We start from the raw sequence: 18200 nt of genomic DNA on the forward strand, positions 1-18200 counted from the left end.
ATGTATAAGACAAGAGAAAAAAGGAGACGAGCTTGAAGGCGCGTCTTGATTCAATCGACTGGCAGATCCTCAAAGAATTACAACAGGATGGCCGGATTACCAATGTGGAGTTGGCGCGCCGGGTGGGCATTTCGGCTCCCCCGTGTCTGCGTCGTGTGCGGGCATTGGAAGAAACCGGGCTGATTTCCGGGTATCGTACGCTTCTGGATGAAAAGCAGCTTGGCTATGAAGTAACGGCTTTTGCCATGGTCGGTTTGCGCAATCAAACCGAGGCAGACCTGATCGCATTCGAAAAGCAGGTTGAGGACTGGCCTGTTGTGCGTGAAAGTTACATGTTGTCGGGCGAGGTGGACTTCATCCTTAAGTGTGTCACCAAGGACTTGGAAAGCTTTCAGAACTTCATCATTCGGGATCTGACGTCTGCGCCGAACGTGGACAGCATTCGCACAGCGCTGACAATCCGCAAGACCAAGGATGTGCCGTCTGTGCCCATTGCTTGAGAGGCTGCGCTGGCTATGAAAAAGCGGGCTGAGTGCCCGCTTTTTGCGTTTCTGGGTCAGGCAGCGCGGATGTCCTCGAAGAACCGCGTAATCGCGGCCTCAATTTCTTCGTTGTTGTGGTAGAGATCCGTTGCGGCTTGTGTGGCTGAAGCGGCGGCCGTATTGGCCTCGCAGGCGTTGGTCAGGATGCGTTCGATCTGTTCCGCGATGCCAACCGCATACTGGGATGCGGATTGGATGTTCATGGAAATCTCGTTGGTCGCAGCGCCTTGTTGTTCGACAGAGGAGGCAATGGTCGAAGAGACCTGACTCACTTCCTCGATCTTTTCCGTGATTGCCGAGATTTCTTCTACGCAGCGCTGTGTTTCCGATTGGATGGCGCTGATCTTGCTGGCAATCTCGTCCGTGGCCTTGCTGGTCTGGCTGGCGAGGTCCTTGACCTCACTGGCAACAACGGCAAAGCCCTTGCCGGCTTCACCGGCTCGCGCAGCTTCAATTGTTGCATTGAGAGCGAGCAGGTTTGTTTGAGCCGCAATGGCGCTGATCAACTCCGTCACGGCGCCAATTTCATTCGTTGCGCTCTGCAGGCCATGGACTGTTTGGTTGGCTTTTTCTGCGTCTTCCGAAACAAGGCGTGCGGTTTCGGCGGAGCGGGTTACTTGTGTGCTGATCTCGTTGACACTGGTGGACATTTCCTCCACGGCGGTCGCACCATTTTGAACGCTGTTGGCGGTTTCGCTGGCCGAGCTGCGTGCAGCTTCGGCAGAGCTTTCGCTTTGGGCGGCTGTCTGGATCAGTGCAGCCGTGCATTGTTCCATCTCTTTGCCTTTTTCAGCGGTAAGGCTCAAGACTTCCGCTATGCGGCCCTCGAAGGTGCGGATCGCGTTTTCAAGTTGGCTGTTGCGCCGCGCGCGTTCTTCCTCATGACAAATCTGATAGATGCTGATGGAAAACGCCATGTCGGCCATGACCGCCTTTTGTACTGCGGCAAGCTTGTGGGCCAGGGTGCGCGAGGTGAGATAATGACTGCGCATCAATACGGCGTTCAAATCGTTCAACAAACAGGTATAACCGCCGATATACCAATCTGGCGACAGACCGATCCGTTCATGCGCGCGGCCGATCCGCTCCACCTGTTCGAAGTAGCGTGGGCTGAAGCCATCAGTAAACAGCACTTCCCAATGCTTGGTTTGCGCCGCCTTGAGGCCGTCAACCTTTTCCTTCACAAAGGGGGCGAGGGCGCCCATGGCTTCCACGTGCTGGTAAAAACCGGTCAGAATGGTCGGGAGGTGCGGCTGGATCTCGGGCCAAAGTCCTTTCAGTGTCGCTCGGGTCTCGTTGTCGATCCCGAAAAATGTGAGGCGTTGCTCAACCTCTGGTTTCCCCCACATCGTAAACCTCCCTTACAGTGCGATCATATATCAGCTGCGTAGCGTGCTATTGTTAATTATTCGTATGCAAAACTACGAAATATTCTCGATTCCAGATAGGGTAAATCTCTGTAAAGCATGGGAAAATTTCAGGATATGAGTAGGTCGCATGCAATTTCAGAGAGTTAGGTGACGCTTACGATACGTCGTCTACCAACTTGAGAGCATTGCAACTAACGGGATACATGGCAAAAAAATGCCGCCTCGAGAGGCGGCATCTACCTTCAAATGAAAGGATGATTCAGATGAATTCCACTTTCATGACTTCATAGGAGCGTGATCCACCCGGGGCGGACACCTCCACGCTGTCACCAACGCTCTTGCCAATCAGTGCACGAGCAATCGGTGAGGAGATCGAAATACGGTTGCGCTTCACATCGGCTTCCACATCGCCGACGATCATGTATTTCTTTTCTTCTTCCGTGTCTTCGTCGATCATGGTGACAGTTGCGCCAAATTTGACAGTGTCGCCACTGAGCTTCGTCAGATCGATGACTTCCGCGCGGCCCAGCTTGTCTTCGAGCTCGCTAATGCGGCCTTCATTCAGGCTCTGCTGCTCTTTCGCAGCATGATATTCCGCATTCTCAGACAAATCGCCATGCGCACGTGCTTCGGAAATGGCGGCAATGATGCGCGGACGCTCTACCGATGTGCGATTTTTCAGCTCGTCATTGAGCATCGCATATCCATCAGCAGTCATTGGTACCTTATCCATGACTCGTACACCTTTCCAAAATTGCGGTAGGCCCGTGGCCTAGCACAACAAAAAATTGACCGGGCAGGGGGTAACCCACCCGGACCATGTGAAACTCTGAGCTTACTCGAAATAAGACTGTAGAGGTCTCACTTCAAGATTTCCAGCTAAATACGCCTCAATGCCCTTGGCTGCGGCAACAGATCCCGCCACCGTCGTGTAATAGGGCACTTTGTTGATCAGCGTCGCTCTACGGAGCGAACGGCTGTCTGCAACGGCTTCAGCTCCTTCGGTCGTGTTGAAGACCAGCTGAACCTCGCCATTCTTGATAGCATCTACAATATGAGGACGCCCTTCAAGGACCTTGTTGATCTTTGAACAGGTAATCCCCTGTTGCTCAAGGAACCGCTGCGTTCCTGAGGTGGCTATGATCTTGAACCCCACCCGTTGCAGGCGTCGTGCGGCCTGTGTGATGCGATCCTTGTCCGCGTCCTTCACGGAAATGAAGGCCGTTCCGCCGGTTGGAAGACTGTGGCCGCTGGCCAGCTGAGACTTGGCAAAGGCGATGGAGAAGTCGCGGTCGATACCCATGACTTCGCCGGTTGAGCGCATTTCCGGCCCCAGAATGGTGTCCACGCCAGGGAAACGGGCGAATGGGAACACAGCTTCCTTCACCGTGATGTGGTGCAGGTGTTTGGGCTTGAGATTGAACGAGGCAAGGCTTTCGCCGGCCATGACCCGAGCGGCGATCTTGGCGATCGGCTCCCCGATGGTCTTGGCCACGAATGGCACCGTTCTGGATGCCCGTGGGTTCACCTCCAACACGTAAATTTCGTCGTCCTTGATGGCGAACTGAACGTTCATCAGGCCGCCAACATTCAGGGCCAGCGCAAGTTTGCGTGTCTGGTCCTCAATGCGGCGGATCAAGTCCTGACCGATGTTGTAGGCCGGCAGCGAGCAGGCACTGTCGCCGGAATGGATCCCGGCTTCCTCAATGTGTTCCATCAGGCCGCAGACAAACACATCCTTGCCGTCACACAGGGCATCTACGTCCACCTCGATGGCGTTGGAAAGGTAGCCGTCAATCAGAACCGGTGCGTCCCCGGACACTACGACCGCTTCGTTTATGTATTGATGGAACTGGTCGTCATCGCGGATGATCTCCATGCCGCGGCCACCCAGCACGTAGGAAGGCCGGATCACAACGGGATAGCCGATCTGTTTGACGATTTGTTCGGCCTCTTCCACAGAGCGCGCGATGCCGTTCTCAGGCTGTTGCAATCCCAGATCCTGAAGCAAGCGCTGGAACCGGTCCCGGTCCTCGGCCAGGTCAATCATGTCTGGCGAGGTACCCAGGATCGGGATGCCGGCATCCATCAGGTCGCGGGCGAGCTTCAGCGGGGTCTGGCCGCCGAACTGAACAATCACGCCGCGCAGTGTGCCTTTGGACTGTTCCAGTTTCAGGATTTCCAGTGTGTCTTCGCTGGTCAGCGGTTCGAAATAGAGACGATCCGAGGTGTCGTAGTCCGTTGAAACCGTTTCGGGATTGCAGTTGACCATGATTGCTTCAAAGTCCACGTCCTTCAGCGCGAAGGCGGCATGGCAGCAGCAATAGTCGAACTCGATCCCCTGACCGATCCGGTTTGGTCCACCGCCCAGGATCACGACCTTCTGCCGATCGCTTGGTTCAGCTTCCGACATGATGGTGCCGGCGAATGGGGCTTCATAGGTGGAGTACATGTAGGCAGTGGGGGAGGCGAACTCGGCAGCGCAGGTATCAATGCGCTTGTAGACCGGGCGAACATCCATCTTTTGCCGTAGATCACGCACTTCACGTTCGTCTGTGTCGGTGAGTTGGGCCAGACGGGCGTCGGAGAAGCCCATCGCCTTCAAGCGCCGCAGGCCTTCTGCATGGAGGGGCAGTCCGCGATTTTCGATTTCTTTCTCGAGATCGATGATGGACTTGATCTGCTCAAGGAACCACGGATCAATCTTGCACAGGGCATGGATGTCCTTTTCACTGACGCCCATACGCATGGCTTGAGCAACATAAAGCAGGCGCTCCGGCGTTGGGGTGCCTAGCGCCTTGCGCACCGCGTTGATGTCATCGCCTTGGCCGGTCCCCTGAATTTCAATGGGATCAAGACCCACCAGACCGGTTTCAAGGCCGCGCAACGCTTTTTGTAGACTTTCCGGGAAGGTGCGGCCAATGGCCATGACTTCCCCGACGGATTTCATCGCCGTGGTGAGTTCCGGTTTGGCACCCTTGAACTTTTCAAAGGCGAACCGAGGGATCTTGGTGACAATGTAGTCGATGGTCGGTTCAAAGGAGGCCGGGGTCGCGCCGCCGGTAATGTCATTGTCCAGTTCGTCCAGTGTATAGCCCACGGCCAACTTGGCAGCGACCTTGGCAATCGGGAAGCCGGTTGCCTTGGAGGCCAAAGCGGACGACCGCGATACGCGCGGGTTCATCTCAATCACAACCAGACGGCCGGTATCCGGGTCAACGGCAAACTGTACGTTGGAGCCACCGGTCTCCACACCGATTTCACGCAGCACCGCCAGTGAGGCGTTCCGCATGATCTGGTATTCCTTGTCCGTCAGGGTCAGGGCTGGAGCAACAGTAATGGAGTCCCCGGTGTGCACGCCCATGGGGTCGATGTTTTCGATTGAACAGATGATGATGCAGTTGTCCGCCTTGTCGCGCACAACTTCCATTTCGAATTCTTTCCAGCCGAGCAAGCTCTCGTCGATCAACACCTGTCCGGTCGGGGAGGCCTCGATGCCCGAGCGCACGATTTGCTCGTACTCTTCCCGGTTGTAAGCGACGCCGCCGCCGGTGCCACCAAGGGTGAAAGCGGGGCGGATAATTGCTGGCAGACCCACTTCATCCAGGTGCTGCATGGCGATCTGGATTCCGGCCGCGCGGTCATAATCGACGATGTCGCCATTTTCGTTGCGGATTGCCGGTGAGGAGGCAATCGCGGCACGCGGATTTTCAAGCCCGATGCGATCCATTGCAGCACGGAACTTTTCACGATCTTCAGCCTTGTCGATCACATCTGCCCGCGCGCCGATCATTTCGACGCCATGCTTTTTCAGCACGCCCCGTTCTTCCAGTTTGAGCGCGCAGTTCAAAGCTGTCTGACCGCCCATGGTTGGCAACAGGGCATCCGGCTTTTCCTTGGCGATGATTTGTTCGACAATTTCCGGCGTGATGGGTTCAATGTAGGTCGCGTCTGCCAGATCCGGATCCGTCATGATGGTCGCGGGATTGGAGTTGACCAAGATAATTCGGTAGCCTTCTTCTCGCAGCGCCTTGCAAGCCTGAGTGCCGGAGTAATCGAACTCACAGGCCTGACCAATCACAATGGGACCAGCCCCAATGATCAGAATGGATTGGATATCGTTGCGTTTTGGCATTTTCACTCACAATCGTTCGCGTACCGCCGCGCCTCCTCAACATCTGGTTGAGCAGGTGGCAGGGTGGATGGCAGTTATGTCGGCTGAAAGTGCCTTATAAGAAATAATCCGAAGATGTAAAACCCTTACAAGCCAAATTCGCCTAAATTCTTGCAGTAGACTACTTTTTTTCTGAAAGAGCGGGCTCGGCTTCGAAGGCCAGAATGCGTTCACCGTTGTAGTCGGCGACACCTTGCTTCAAGGCAAAGCAGGCAAGACGCACCGATTTGGGAATCTCGACTGGTCGGCCATCTCGCTTGCCCTTCTCATAGTACTGGATCATACGCTTCTTCAGGCCCAGATACTCCGCGGCTTCCTTTTGCTTGAGGCCGAGAGATCGTCGCCATGCTTTGAACTGTTCAGGGCGCATGCCTGCGTCCGGTTTATTATGCGTGTCCATCTAAGGTTTTCGCTTGGTTGTATGAAAAAGGCGGCGCAAGTTTGCCACAGGAGCGGCGAAATACAAATGCTTAAAACGGTGTGCGCCAGCGAAATTTCCTCAGCCTGAGTATTGGTCAGTTCAAGTGCCAGTTTGCGCAGCTTATTCGGGCCGGGTCTGGTGGCAGAGTATTCAAGTCGTGACCCCTCATTAGAATATAAAAATTCAATAGTTGCTCAGTGCATGAAAGTGCATGAGTGGTGGTCAAATTCGTCGCACCCAGTCCCCATCCTGTGAATTGTTGGGATATGAAAAGTTCTCAATGCTCACAGTGGGGTAAGGTGACGCTGCGATAAATGACTGTATTGTATGGAAATATTTCATTATAGGCTGTGATGATGCCATAAGTATCATGACTATTTCATGGTTTACGCTAGAAAATGACTTGTTGCAGACCTCTGCTTATTCTACGTTATGAAGCTGTTACAAGGGATGGACTTTGGCGGGTGACCTTAAGGTCATGATCTTGCTTTTCTATCCATTGAATTGAATGAAATTTTATTGAAGGGCATTTTCTAAGAATATCAGGCGTTGTGTATACATTGGCGTGATCAAGTAAAAAAACTTGACCGCTGGGTGTATTTTTAAGGTCGATTTGTGTAAATTATCAATAATTTCGCGTTGAGAACACAATGACGGAGCGCGAAAGCGGATTACATTGTCGTTCCTTTTCGAAGCCTCTGAGGCACCTTAAACAGGCCTCGAGGCTTTACTGAATGGGGCGGCGGCTCTGGGAGCACTTACAAAGTAACGAGCTGAAGAGTGGTACTAAGGGGGGTAATGATTGGATAGTGCTGGCTGAGGTGGGCAGGTGGTCCGATCCAATCTTTAAAGCTCTTCATTAATGGTGAATGAATAAACCACCGGGCAAAATGGAAATGAATACAATTCCGACCAAGCTTGATGTCGTTCCTGATATTGCAGGTCCAATTCGCGATGATGATGGTGATGGCCAGCTGCTGGCGATCTCCGAAATGTCCGAGTTGTTCGGCGTTACATTGCGTACCTTGCGTTTTTACGAAGAAAAGGGATTGCTTAACCCGGTTCGTCGTGGGGCGCGACGGTTCTACCGTGCTCGTGATGTGGGCCGCATGCGCGTTATTCTGCAGGCCAAGAAGATTGGCCTGACCTTGGCTGAAGTCCGCCGCATCATCAAGTTGGTGGAAAGTGGCACAGCGCGGGACAAGCAAATCACCGAACTCAAGGAAATCTGCGTGTCTCAGGAGCAATTGCTGCTGGAACAGGAGCAGGCACTTAAAGAGCAGATCGCGGAAGTTCGCGGTGTTGTTGCAGCTCTGGGTCAGATCCTGGAGAACGAGCCAGCCTGAACTGGTTGAAATCGCTGTAAATAATAAAGCCGGCCTGCTTCAGGGTGCCGGCTTTATTGTTTTGGGTGGTTGCTGAAGCCCGCCGACCGTTTGTTGGCTGCGGGCTCAGGTCAATCAGGTTGCCGGAGCATTTCCAGCCATGAACTGCGTGAACTGCTGGAACAGATATTGGCTGTCCTGCGGTCCGGGCGAAGCCTCCGGGTGGTACTGCACGGAAAAGACTGGGCGGTCTTTGAGCTGGATGCCGCAGTTGGAACCGTCGAACAGTGATACGTGGGTTTGCTCCACTGTCTCTGGAAGGCTGTCAGGATCCACAGCAAACCCATGATTCATCGAGGTGATTTCCACCTTGCCGCTACGCATGTCCTTGACGGGGTGGTTGGCGCCATGGTGGCCCTGATGCATCTTGCGGGTTTTGCCGCCGAGGGCGAGCGCCAGCATCTGGTGACCCAAACAAATGCCGAAGACCGGTTTGCCGCTATCCACCAGCGCTTTGATGGTCGGCACCGCGTACTCTCCGGTCGCTGCAGGGTCACCTGGACCATTGGACAGGAAAACGCCGTCCGGGTTCATGGAGAGAATGTCTTCGGCGCTGGTTTGAGCCGGGACAACTGTCACCTTGCACCCTGCGTCTGCCAGCAGACGCAGGATATTGCGTTTCACGCCATAGTCGATGGCCACTACGTGATGGACCGGGTCTTCCTGACGGCCATACCCTTCATCCCATTTCCAGGCGGTTTCGTCCCAATCATAGCGCTGGGCTGCGGTGACGCTTGCTGCCAGGTCCATGCCTTCAAGACCGGGGAATGCCTTGGCTTCCTGCAGCAGTGCGTCGCGATCAAACTGGGCGCTGGGCTCGAAGGCGATTACGGCGTTCGGCATACCGGTTTCGCGAATGCGCGCGGTCAGGGCGCGGGTGTCAATGCCGGCAATGGCAATGATGCCCCGCGCTTTGAGCCAGGCATCCAGGTCCTTGGCGGCGCGATAGTTGGAAGGTTGCGTGATATCTGCCTTCAAAACAGCCCCGCGCACACCGGCATTGGATGCCATGTTGACGGTCTCGATATCCTCGTCGTTCACCCCTACATTACCTATATGTGGAAAGGTGAAGGTAATAATCTGGCCGGCATAAGAGGGGTCGGTGAGTATTTCTTCATAGCCGGTGATGGCGGTGTTGAAGCATACTTCTCCGGTTGCCGATCCCGTCGCGCCAAGCCCAAAACCCTCGATAACGGTGCCGTCGGCGAGGATCAGAAGGGCAGTCGGCGGAGTTGCGGACCAAGCGTCTACAGGTTTCATGACTTGCTTTCTTGATACAGTTGGTGACATCATGCGGCCATCAACAGCGAGCACCGGGGGTTGACTTTAGCTCATTGCAGTCGCATCAAGGCTGCGAATTTATGAGAAGGTAATGAACTGGTCAATATCACTTATTGTGAATAAAAGTCGCTAAACTGCTGAGATTTAGATCAGAAACCAATTTCCAATTCTTTCGAGATTATTCGCCAGTGGACGATTGATAAACAAGGGTTCCATGTAATGCTGCGTGAAAAACTGGCTGAGGCCCTGAAGCAAGCTACGCAAAACAATGAAAAACGGCGTGCTGCAACGCTTCGGTTGATCTGTGCCGCAATTCAGGACCGCGAAGCGGCTGCCCGTGAGCAGGGCCGTGATGGTGTCTCGGATGATGAAGTTCTCAACCTGCTGCGCCACATGGTTGATCAGCGGGTGCATGAGTGTGTTCATTGCGAAGAGAACGGAAATGAAGAGCTGGCTGAACAAGAGCAGCAGGAAGCGGATCTGATCCGTGAGTTTCTGCCGCCGCAATTGTCCGATTATGAAATGCAGCTCATCTGCAAGACGGTGGTCAATAATCTGGAGGCCAAGGGGCTTCGGGACATGGGGCGGTGCATGTCTCATCTGAAGGAAAAGTATCCGGGACAGATGGATTTCGCCAAGGCCAGCTGTGTTGTCAAACAGCTACTGCGTCCGGCTGCGCCCTGATCCTCGGGTCGGCGCGGCTATCCCGGCTGTTTCCCCATCCAATTGATGCTCTGCTTGACGTTGCTCTGTGTCTTTGGCTTAACTCGGTTCATCGGCCGGCCTTCGGCTATTCAGAGGTAATCTAAATCGCATGCGCTTCAGTCCGCAGCTGCTTGATGATATTCGCAATCGCCTTCCGTTGTCCGAGGTTGTCGGGCGTCGGGTCACCTGGGATCGGCGCAAGTCGCAGCCCGGGAAGGGTGATTTTTGGGCGTGTTGTCCGTTCCATCAGGAGAACACGCCGAGCTTCCACGTGGATGACCGCCGCAATCGTTACAAGTGCTTCGGTTGTGGTGAATCTGGTGATCATTTCAAGTTCCTGACGGAAACCGAGGGACTGAGTTTTCCCGAGGCTGTCGAACAACTGGCCGAAATGGCGGGTGTGCCGTTGCCAGCGCCGGACCCGCAGGCTGCCAAGCGACAGGAAAAGCGTACCAGCCTGACCGACGTGTGCGAGTTGGCTGCGCAGTATTTCCGCAGTGTCTATCTCAGCCCGCAGGGTGAGCACGTGCGAGCCTATGCTGCCAAACGCGGATTGTCTCAAGACATCCAGCAGGAGTTTGTCTTCGGATTTGCACCGCCGGGCCGAGATAACCTGAAGCGCGCGTTGATGGGCCGTGGGGTTGATGAAGCGTTGCTTGTGGAAGCAGGCCTCTTGATCAAGCCGGATGACGGGCGACCATCTTATGATCGGTTCCGCAATCGCCTGATGATCCCCATTCATGACGATCGGGGCCGGGCTGTTGCGTTCGGTGGCCGAACCATGGATCCGGAAGGCCAGCCAAAGTATCTGAACTCGCCGGAAACGCCGATCTTCCACAAGGGCACCATGCTTTTCAACGCGCACCGGGCCCGCCAGCACGCGTTTGAGCGCAAGCAAGCAATCGTGGTTGAAGGGTACATGGATGCCATTGCCGTGTGGCAGGCCGGCTTCCAGGGTGTCGTGGCCAGCTTGGGAACCGCGTTTACAGAAGAGCAATGCGTTCGGTTATGGCGGTTCGCGGACGAGCCCATCATCTGTTTTGACGGAGATGTTGCGGGCGTTTCAGCAGCCCATCGGGCGATTGACCGTATTCTGCCGGTTCTCACCAGTGGCAAATCATTTCAGTTTGCGCTGTTGCCGGACGGCAAGGACCCGGACGATCTGATTGCAGCGGCAGGACCTGCCGGGTTTCAGGCGGAGCTGGACAAGGCGCAGCCGCTCTCGCAGGTAGTGTGGGAGCGTGAAACCGGTCAGGCCCGCATTGATACGCCCGAACGCAAGGCGGCGTTGGAAAAGACGTTCGACGATCTCATCGGCCTGATCAAGGACGAGAGGGTTCGCAAACGCTATCAGCGCGATTTCCGTCTTCGGCTGTCCAACCTGTTCTTCGAAGAAAGCCGGCGTGCGCGCGGCGATAGTTACGGCGGGGGGCAATGGCGCTCCGGGTCTTCGTCCGGGGGCTATCAGGCGCGCGGACGCGGCGGCAGCTTCATGCGTGTCGAAGCGCCGGAGTCCGACAAGTTCGGCACCGAGCGTACCTTGTGTGCCATGTGCCTGACTTTCCCGGATCTGTTCGACCGGTATTACGAGCGCATTGTGCAATTGCGGTTTTCCAATGAACTGCATGCCCGTTTCATGGCGGAGTATTGTCGCTTTGCTACCGATCTGCAGGGCGAATCCGTTGCCCAATACTTCAATCATCTGGATGAACGGTTCTACCGCATCCTGTCAGAGGTGCGCGGGTCCGAGCTAGAGCAGGTGGAAACGCCAGCTGCAGCCGGCGTTCATCGCTGGGGGGAACTGCGTCACCGGTTGCCCATTTTGAAGCTGGATCCGCCGGAAGACTTCATCGAGCAGATGTTCGTGCACTTCATTGATGTGCTAGAGCTGGGGCGTCTGGAGACCGAACTTCAGGAAGAGCTGGATGCGGTGTCCGATAATATTGATGAGGCGGCGTGGACTCGCATTCAGGCCATGACGCAGGATCTGAGCCGGCGCCGGGAGGAATGCGCGCGGGATGATCAGCATCTGGCGGAGCGCGCCAAACGCATGCGCACGACAAAGGGCTCTGGTGCCGTAGAGGCGCATTATTAGGGGCTGGAACGCTTTCAAGACGTGGATGAAGGCAATATTTAGCGAAAATTAGATTGCTTAGTGTCGAATCACTCTTGCGAATCATGCAGTGCAAGCTAAATACACAGAACAGACAGCTAAGAGGAGCGCCCGAGGACCATAGCAGAGTCACAGCGGCGAATAGAGAATCTGGTTAGATGCTGTTGCAATCCAACGTATGCCGGTGAACAGGCCACGGACACGTGCGTCTACTTTTCAAAGAAAAGTGGTGCGGACGATGTTTTTTTGTGTCCGTCGCTTCCCGCGCTGGAACTGAGGTGGTCCTCAGGGTAATGCCGAGGATAGAACGCGCCTCCAGTGGCAACAGTAATTCGTAGGGCCCCTGAAGTCCCGACAGGGTGCCGAGTTTGAAAACGCGATAATCGCGAGGCTTATGCCCGCGGCTTTGGAGCAGAGTATGGCGACGAAGGCGACGCAAGCTGAAGAAACACAGGAACCGGCAGCAGGTGGTGAAGGACAGGATGGTCCTTTGCTGGATCTGTCGGTCGCCGCCGTCAAGAAGATGATCAAGACCGCCAAGAAGCGCGGTTACGTCACCTATGACGAATTGAATGAAGTGCTTCCGCCTGAACAAGTCAGCTCCGAGCAGATTGAAGACACAATGTCCCTTCTCTCCGAGATGGGGATCAATGTGATCGAGGCTGAGGAAGCGGAAGAAAGCAAGGAAGAAGAAGTCGAGGGGGGCGATCTTGTCGCTGCCTCCGGCACAGCCGTCGCCAAGACCACGACCACGCGTGAACCTGCTGACCGGACGGATGATCCGGTGCGCATGTACTTGCGCGAAATGGGGTCGGTTGAGCTTCTGTCCCGCGAGGGCGAAATTGCCATCGCCAAGCGTATCGAGGCTGGCCGCGAGGCCATGATCGCCGGCTTGTGCGAAAGTCCGCTTACCTTCCAGGCCATCATCATCTGGCGCGATGAGCTGAATGAAGGCAACGTTCTGTTGCGTGACATCATTGACCTTGATGCCACCTATGCAGGACCGGATGTCAAGGCGGGTCCTTCTGATGAGGATCTGGAAGAACAGGAAGAAGCTGGTGCCGGCGAGGTGCCGGATGCCGTTCGCGATCGCGAAGAAAAAGAGCGCAAGAAGCGGGCAGCCGAAGGAGAGCAGACGCAGAAGGCCGAAGAGCCTAAGCGCGCGGCTCCAGCGGATGAGACCGGCGAAGCCACTGAAGGCGGCGAAGACGGTACGGACGACGAAGATGATGACGACTACGAAGCCAATGTATCGTTGTCGGTCATGGAAGCCGAACTGAAGCCGAAGGTTGTCGAAACGTTCGACCGCATCGCGGAAGACTACGCCAAGCTGCGCAAACTTCAGGATCAGCTGGTTGAAAACAAGCTGGCCAACAAGACCCTGTCGCCGTCTCAGGAGCGTCGTTACAAGAAGCTCAAGGACGACATCATTCAGGAAGTGAAGAGCCTGTCTCTCAATGCAAACCGCATTGAGGCACTGGTTCACCAGCTTTATGACATCAACAAGCGCTTGATGGGCTATGAAGGTCGTTTGCTGCGTCTGGCAGACAGTCACGGTGTCAACCGAGCTGAGTTCGTCAAATACTATCAGGGCAACGAGTTGGATCCGAACTGGATCCGCAAGGTTGCAAACCTGTCCACCCGTGGGTGGAAGAAGTTTGTTGCCAATGAAGGCGACATGATCCGCGAACTGCGCCAGGAAATTCAGACGCTGGCAACGGAAACGGGCCTCGAAATCACCGAGTTCCGCAAGATCGTCTCCATGGTGCAGAAGGGCGAACGTGAAGCCCGCATCGCGAAAAAGGAAATGGTGGAAGCCAACCTGCGTCTGGTTATCTCCATTGCCAAGAAATACACCAACCGTGGTCTGCAGTTTCTCGATCTGATTCAGGAAGGGAACATCGGCCTGATGAAGGCGGTAGACAAGTTCGAATACCGCCGCGGTTACAAGTTCTCGACCTATGCCACATGGTGGATTCGTCAGGCGATCACCCGCTCTATTGCGGACCAGGCGCGGACAATCCGTATTCCGGTGCACATGATCGAGACGATCAACAAGATCGTGCGTACGTCTCGCCAGATGCTTCATGAAATCGGCCGCGAGCCGACCCCGGAAGAGCTGGCAGAAAAGCTGCAGATGCCGCTTGAGAAAGTGCGCAAGGTTCTGAAGATCGCCAAGGAGCCGATCTCCCTTGAAACCCCGATCGGGGATGAGGAAGACAGCCATCTGGGTGACTTCATCGAGGACAAGAACGCGGTTCTTCCGATCGATGCGGCAATTCAGGCCAACCTGCGCGAAACCACAACGCGCGTTCTGGCCTCACTGACACCGCGTGAAGAACGTGTGCTGCGCATGCGCTTTGGTATCGGCATGAACACCGACCACACTCTGGAAGAGGTGGGGCAGCAGTTCTCCGTTACCCGTGAGCGTATTCGTCAGATTGAGGCGAAGGCACTGCGCAAGCTCAAGCATCCGTCCCGTTCGCGCAAACTGCGGTCGTTCCTCGACAGCTGATCGCGTGGGTCAAAAGACAAGAAAAAGGCCGGTTCTTCAGGAGCCGGCCTTTTTTGTCAACGGATGAGACTGGTCCGCAGCTTGAACGTGAACAGGGCGGCGATCCCTGCCAGCAGTGCCATTGTGCCAAACACCACTGGTCCAGCCTGTACGGCGGCTTCAGCAGTCACCAACTCGCTGGTGCCGGGGGCGGACAGGCCCGAGATGGCGGCCAGCAGTGCTGAGAGGGCCGCGCCAATGGCAATACCGGCATTGGACAGTGTAGGCAGGATGCCAGAGGCGCGATCTCTGTCCTGATGGGAGGCGGAGAACATGACCGAGCGGGTAAGGAACTGGTTGCTGAGCCCGGAACCAAGGCCGGACAGGATGCACGATGCCACAAACAGGGGCAGTGAACCGGCCGCCAATGCAAGCGCCATGCTCGCCAGTGCCAGTGCAATGAAACTGATGCCAACGCAGATCAACAACGCGCGCTGGCGTACGTCCTGAACACTTGCGACGAACCATGCGGCCACGGTCCATGCGAAGGCCAGTGTGGCCATGGCATAGGCGGCTTCAGTAACGCCCAGTCCCCACAAGCTTTGCAAGATGGCATTGCCGTAGACCATGCGCACGGATGAGGCCATGGCGATCAGCAACAGGATCCACATCACCAGCCCGATGATGCCGGAGAGCTGGAAGGCGGTTTTTGGAATGAACGGGCTATGGGCTTTCCGGTCCCAGATTCGGACAAGCGCAAGAATGGTCAGCCCGATGACCAGATAGAGCGCCCCGGCGCCGATACTGCGCACTTCTCCAACAAAACTGATGGTCAAGACAGCAACTGCGATTAGCGCGAGGCGAGGTAACATGTCCATGTCCTTGCGCGAAGTTGCGGTCCGCTCACCATCTTCCCTGGGCATAACAACAGCTGCCAGCACCAGGAGCACGAAAACCAGTGGTAGATTGATGTAGTAGGCGGCCCGCCAGGACCAGGCCTCCGTCAACAAACCCGCTGCTACCGGCCCGATCCCTGCAGCAACAGCCCAAACAAGTGCGGTCAGGGAAAAAACGGTGGCCACAAGGCGCTCCGGATAGAGCTGGGGAATGACTGCATAAATCACGGCAACAATCATGCCTTCTCCGAAACCTTGAAGGAAACGGCCGACGAGAAGCAGTTCCAGCGTTGCCGCCGCTCCAGCCAGTACGGATCCCGCGGCCAGAACGAGGCTCGCCATCACAAATAATTGGCGTGCGCCAAGACGGCCCTTGAACGTACCGGTCACTGTACCGGACAAGATGGAGGCGACTTGAAACAGACTGAAGATCCAGAAGGCGCGTTCCTGACCGCCCACCTCACGAATAATGCTGGGCAGGATGGCATTTGAGACAATGCCATTGACTGCATGAGACCCAATGCCAAGACAGAGCAAAACACTGGGTAACAGATAGGGGGAAGAAGCCAGTTCCACGAAGGGGTGAACTGGTGGGGTGGGAGGCTGCAACGGTTGAGACTGTTCGCTGCTGGAAACTGGGGTTGTCATGCGAAGCCTATTTGAAAAGGTTTTTATTTTTATATTCCGGCCAGATAAAAAAAGTAAAGTGTTTTTATATTTAACGCGGTCGACGTGCCTTTGCAGCGCCCCCACATGGCGTGCTTGTCCTTCGTCATGTTCTTGAGATCACACTGTGTTTCGTGCGCAGTCGCGGATAGCCAAGAAAAGTTATCCTCCCCCTAGAGAGCGTGTATAGGGTTGAGAGGTGCCCGCGAACGAGGGCCGCGTCGGACCGTCCGACGCGAGTCGTGGGCCAGACGGGCCAATGGAAGGGGGTAACGCATCTTTCCAGAGGAGCCAGTGGAGCGTAACCCGAGCGAGGCCGCATGGTTCGGGGGGGTAGAGCCGTGTCAGGCGGGCGTACAGCGGTGGCAGGCAACTGCCTATCGCGTCTGTCAGGACCGGAATCGACGCTTCATGAAAATGTCTGGGCAAGGCGTGTTGCCGATGCCGAAGACTCATCTTTTACCAATGCGCAGGCATTGCCTGCACGCCTTGCCACTCCCGCCACGGCGGGCCTGTTTGAACGCCGCCGGCAGTGCCGAGTGGTGGTTTTCGTGCTGACTTTGGGGTTGGTGGGGCTGGATCCGCCGTTGGGTTTGCGTGTGCAGGCGGCCACTAGGTGCCTGCACACATGAAGGTGCCTCAAGCGGCGGCGCGGCCTTCTTCAACAGCCTCTTCGATGAACCGGGGCAGAGCAAAACTCGCCTTGTGTACCGCGGGGGTATAGTAGCGCGTTTTGATATCGGCTGCTGCAAAGCGCTTGGTCAAAACGTCAAGCGGTACGCTTTTGAGCCCTGGATTGTCCGTGGCCCAGCCGAACGCCATATGGCCGCCAACATAGGTGGGAATGGCGGCGATGTAAGCGGAGGCCTCGGCAAAAATGCGAGAGAATCTGGCGATGCTTGTAACCAGTTCTTGCCGCTGCAGAAATGGCACGCCGTTCTGGGTGACCAACAAGCCGCCGGGCTTCAGACAGTTGTAAACACTGGCATAGAAGTCGTGCGAAAACAGAACCTCGCCGGGGCCAACAGGGTCGGTGGAGTCCACCAGAACCACGTCGAACCGTTGATCGGTCTGCGTAAAGAATTTGGCCCCATCGGCGATCTTCAGGTGGAACCGGTCATCCTCAAAGACTGCAGAATTGAAGGTGGAGAAATGTTCCTTGGAAAAATCAACGACGGATTCATCGATCTCAATTTGTGTCAGGGTCTCCACACAGCCGTGTTTGAGCACTTCCTCTGCCATGCCGCAATCGCCGCCACCCACAATGGCAACATGGCGCGCCGCGCCGTGGGCAAACAGGGGCACATGGGCCATCATCTCGTGATAGATGAATTCATCAGCGGTGGTCACCTGAGTGATGCCGTCCAGCATCAACACCTTGCCGAACGTGGCGTTGTCGAACAACACGAGATGTTGGTGGTCGCTGCGGTCTTCGTAGAGCACCTGATCGGTTTCGTAGGTCAGTTCGAAACCGTCATGCAGGACTTCGCTGAATGTGCGCGGGGCCATCAAGTCACCTCTTTGCCGCGCAGGAGTTCACTGACGCGGGTTTGTTCGGGTTTGAAGGCATCCTTGAGAATGTCAACGCAGCGCTCCGGGCGTGCGTCGCCACACATGAAGACGTCAAAGGCTGCGTAGCCGCATTCCGGCCATGTGTGCACCGAGATATGGCTTTCCGCCAGAACGGCAACACCGCTCACGCCGGTGGGCTCGAAAGGATGAAGATGAATATGCAGCAGGGTGGCTCCGGCCGCTTCAACGCATTGTTTCAGCGTTTCCTCGATATACGCCTGGTCGTCCAGACGCGAGGCTTCGTAAAGATCAATGATCAAATGTGCGCCGGCGCACTGAACGCCATCCCGCTCAATGAAATGATCAAGTCTGTCTTGTGCAGGCACAGTGGCCGCAATTGCGTGTTTCGTCAGTTCTTCCTTTTGGGTGGTGCTTCTTGGCTCGTCGAAGATGGTGGACTGCCGCACAGTCTCAGGAGCCGCCAAGTCCATCCCCAATTGAAAGAGGGCGTCGTCAGACATCGCGCTCTCCCCAACCAGTAGATGTACCCCGGACCATTCCGGAAGGCCCTTCATTAACGGGAATCGATCTGAGGCTCAATGGGGAACTACGGGAAAATGGGTAGGTTTGTGCACAAAGTG

Annotated in this window: 14 protein-coding genes; 6 read left to right on the forward strand and 8 right to left on the reverse strand. The window is 55.7% G+C overall.

The genetic code is table 11. The annotated features are described in order from the left end of the window. The first annotated feature begins 32 nt into the window (after positions 1 to 32). Positions 33 to 500, forward strand: coding sequence for an Lrp/AsnC family transcriptional regulator (locus G512_RS0100720; RefSeq protein WP_028480038.1), 468 nt, complete (start codon positions 33 to 35; stop codon positions 498 to 500). A 56-nt stretch (positions 501 to 556) separates the two neighbouring features. On the opposite strand, the gene G512_RS0100725 is transcribed toward G512_RS0100720, so the two are convergent. The 4 genes from G512_RS0100725 to G512_RS0100740 all read right to left on the reverse strand — a co-directional run bounded on the left by G512_RS0100725 (position 557) and on the right by G512_RS0100740 (position 6486). Then, positions 557 to 1891, reverse strand: a complete 1335-nt coding sequence (locus tag G512_RS0100725) for a globin-coupled sensor protein (RefSeq protein ID WP_028480039.1) — start codon at positions 1889 to 1891, stop codon at positions 557 to 559. A gap of 280 nt (positions 1892 to 2171) precedes the next feature. Then, complete coding sequence (gene greA / locus G512_RS0100730) at positions 2172 to 2645, reverse strand: transcription elongation factor GreA (RefSeq protein ID WP_028480040.1); 474 nt, start codon at positions 2643 to 2645, stop codon at positions 2172 to 2174. A 102-nt stretch (positions 2646 to 2747) separates the two neighbouring features. Beyond that, positions 2748 to 6047 carry a carbamoyl-phosphate synthase large subunit gene (carB, locus tag G512_RS0100735; protein ID WP_028480041.1) on the reverse strand — a complete coding sequence of 1100 codons (3300 nt, stop codon included), beginning with the start codon at positions 6045 to 6047 and terminating at the stop codon, positions 2748 to 2750. A gap of 160 nt (positions 6048 to 6207) precedes the next feature. Then, positions 6208 to 6486, reverse strand: a complete 279-nt coding sequence (locus G512_RS0100740; RefSeq protein WP_028480042.1) for a helix-turn-helix domain-containing protein — start codon at positions 6484 to 6486, stop codon at positions 6208 to 6210. Positions 6487 to 7403: 917 nt separating this feature from the next. Between G512_RS0100740 and G512_RS0100750 the strand changes: the two genes are divergently transcribed. Beyond that, entirely contained in the window at positions 7404 to 7853 is a 450-nt protein-coding gene (locus G512_RS0100750; RefSeq protein ID WP_208974900.1) for a MerR family transcriptional regulator, read from the forward strand. 114 nt (positions 7854 to 7967) lie between these two features. Here G512_RS0100750 and carA read toward each other — a convergent pair whose 3' ends face one another. Further along, positions 7968 to 9152 (reverse strand): glutamine-hydrolyzing carbamoyl-phosphate synthase small subunit, encoded by a 1185-nt coding sequence (carA, locus tag G512_RS0100755; RefSeq protein WP_028480044.1) that lies wholly within the window; start codon positions 9150 to 9152, stop codon positions 7968 to 7970. Between the two features lie 240 nt (positions 9153 to 9392). Here carA and G512_RS0100760 point away from each other — a divergent pair, with 240 nt between their 5' ends. From G512_RS0100760 to rpoD, 3 genes are all read left to right on the forward strand, one after another. Further along, positions 9393 to 9857 carry a GatB/YqeY domain-containing protein gene (locus tag G512_RS0100760; RefSeq protein WP_081657320.1) on the forward strand — a complete coding sequence of 155 codons (465 nt, stop codon included), beginning with the start codon at positions 9393 to 9395 and terminating at the stop codon, positions 9855 to 9857. A gap of 130 nt (positions 9858 to 9987) precedes the next feature. Next, on the forward strand, positions 9988 to 11973 hold the full coding sequence (gene dnaG / locus G512_RS0100765; RefSeq protein ID WP_028480046.1) for a DNA primase: 1986 nt from the start codon (positions 9988 to 9990) through the stop codon (positions 11971 to 11973). 436 nt (positions 11974 to 12409) lie between these two features. Next, complete coding sequence (rpoD, locus tag G512_RS0100770) at positions 12410 to 14506, forward strand: RNA polymerase sigma factor RpoD (RefSeq protein WP_028480047.1); 2097 nt, start codon at positions 12410 to 12412, stop codon at positions 14504 to 14506. A 56-nt stretch (positions 14507 to 14562) separates the two neighbouring features. Here rpoD and G512_RS0100775 read toward each other — a convergent pair whose 3' ends face one another. Then, on the reverse strand, positions 14563 to 16029 hold the full coding sequence (locus G512_RS0100775) for an MFS transporter (RefSeq protein WP_081657321.1): 1467 nt from the start codon (positions 16027 to 16029) through the stop codon (positions 14563 to 14565). Between the two features lie 359 nt (positions 16030 to 16388). Between G512_RS0100775 and G512_RS0100780 the strand changes: the two genes are divergently transcribed. Next, the gene (locus G512_RS0100780) at positions 16389 to 16679 is read left to right on the forward strand and encodes a hypothetical protein (protein ID WP_028480049.1); all 291 of its coding nucleotides are present in this window, start codon (positions 16389 to 16391) and stop codon (positions 16677 to 16679) included. A gap of 7 nt (positions 16680 to 16686) precedes the next feature. Here G512_RS0100780 and speE read toward each other — a convergent pair whose 3' ends face one another. Both speE and speD read right to left on the reverse strand, forming a co-directional pair. Continuing rightward, on the reverse strand, positions 16687 to 17556 hold the full coding sequence (gene speE, locus G512_RS0100785; RefSeq protein ID WP_028480050.1) for a polyamine aminopropyltransferase: 870 nt from the start codon (positions 17554 to 17556) through the stop codon (positions 16687 to 16689). Further along, entirely contained in the window at positions 17556 to 18080 is a 525-nt protein-coding gene (speD, locus tag G512_RS0100790; RefSeq protein WP_028480051.1) for an adenosylmethionine decarboxylase, read from the reverse strand. Before speD ends, speE begins: the two co-directional genes overlap by 1 nt. Between the last annotated feature and the right edge of the window lie 120 nt (positions 18081 to 18200).

It is taken from the genome of Pseudovibrio exalbescens DSM 16456 (genome assembly GCF_000422785.1).
Taxonomy (GTDB): domain Bacteria; phylum Pseudomonadota; class Alphaproteobacteria; order Rhizobiales; family Stappiaceae; genus Pseudovibrio; species Pseudovibrio exalbescens.

Excerpts from the sequence above, each read along its gene's own strand:
- greA (WP_028480040.1), bottom strand. The coding sequence starts at position 2,645 with ATGGATAAGGTACCAATGACTGCTGATGGATATGCGATGCTCAATGAC.
- G512_RS0100725 (WP_028480039.1), bottom strand. The coding sequence starts at position 1,891 with ATGTGGGGGAAACCAGAGGTTGAGCAACGCCTCACATTTTTCGGGATC.
- G512_RS0100740 (WP_028480042.1), bottom strand. The coding sequence starts at position 6,486 with ATGGACACGCATAATAAACCGGACGCAGGCATGCGCCCTGAACAGTTC.
- G512_RS0100775 (WP_081657321.1), bottom strand. The coding sequence starts at position 16,029 with ATGACAACCCCAGTTTCCAGCAGCGAACAGTCTCAACCGTTGCAGCCT.
- carB (WP_028480041.1), bottom strand. The coding sequence starts at position 6,047 with ATGCCAAAACGCAACGATATCCAATCCATTCTGATCATTGGGGCTGGT.
- dnaG (WP_028480046.1), top strand. The coding sequence starts at position 9,988 with ATGCGCTTCAGTCCGCAGCTGCTTGATGATATTCGCAATCGCCTTCCG.
- carA (WP_028480044.1), bottom strand. The coding sequence starts at position 9,152 with ATGAAACCTGTAGACGCTTGGTCCGCAACTCCGCCGACTGCCCTTCTG.
- G512_RS0100750 (WP_208974900.1), top strand. The coding sequence starts at position 7,404 with ATGAATACAATTCCGACCAAGCTTGATGTCGTTCCTGATATTGCAGGT.
- G512_RS0100760 (WP_081657320.1), top strand. The coding sequence starts at position 9,393 with ATGCTGCGTGAAAAACTGGCTGAGGCCCTGAAGCAAGCTACGCAAAAC.
- speE (WP_028480050.1), bottom strand. The coding sequence starts at position 17,556 with ATGGCCCCGCGCACATTCAGCGAAGTCCTGCATGACGGTTTCGAACTG.
- rpoD (WP_028480047.1), top strand. The coding sequence starts at position 12,410 with ATGGCGACGAAGGCGACGCAAGCTGAAGAAACACAGGAACCGGCAGCA.
- speD (WP_028480051.1), bottom strand. The coding sequence starts at position 18,080 with ATGTCTGACGACGCCCTCTTTCAATTGGGGATGGACTTGGCGGCTCCT.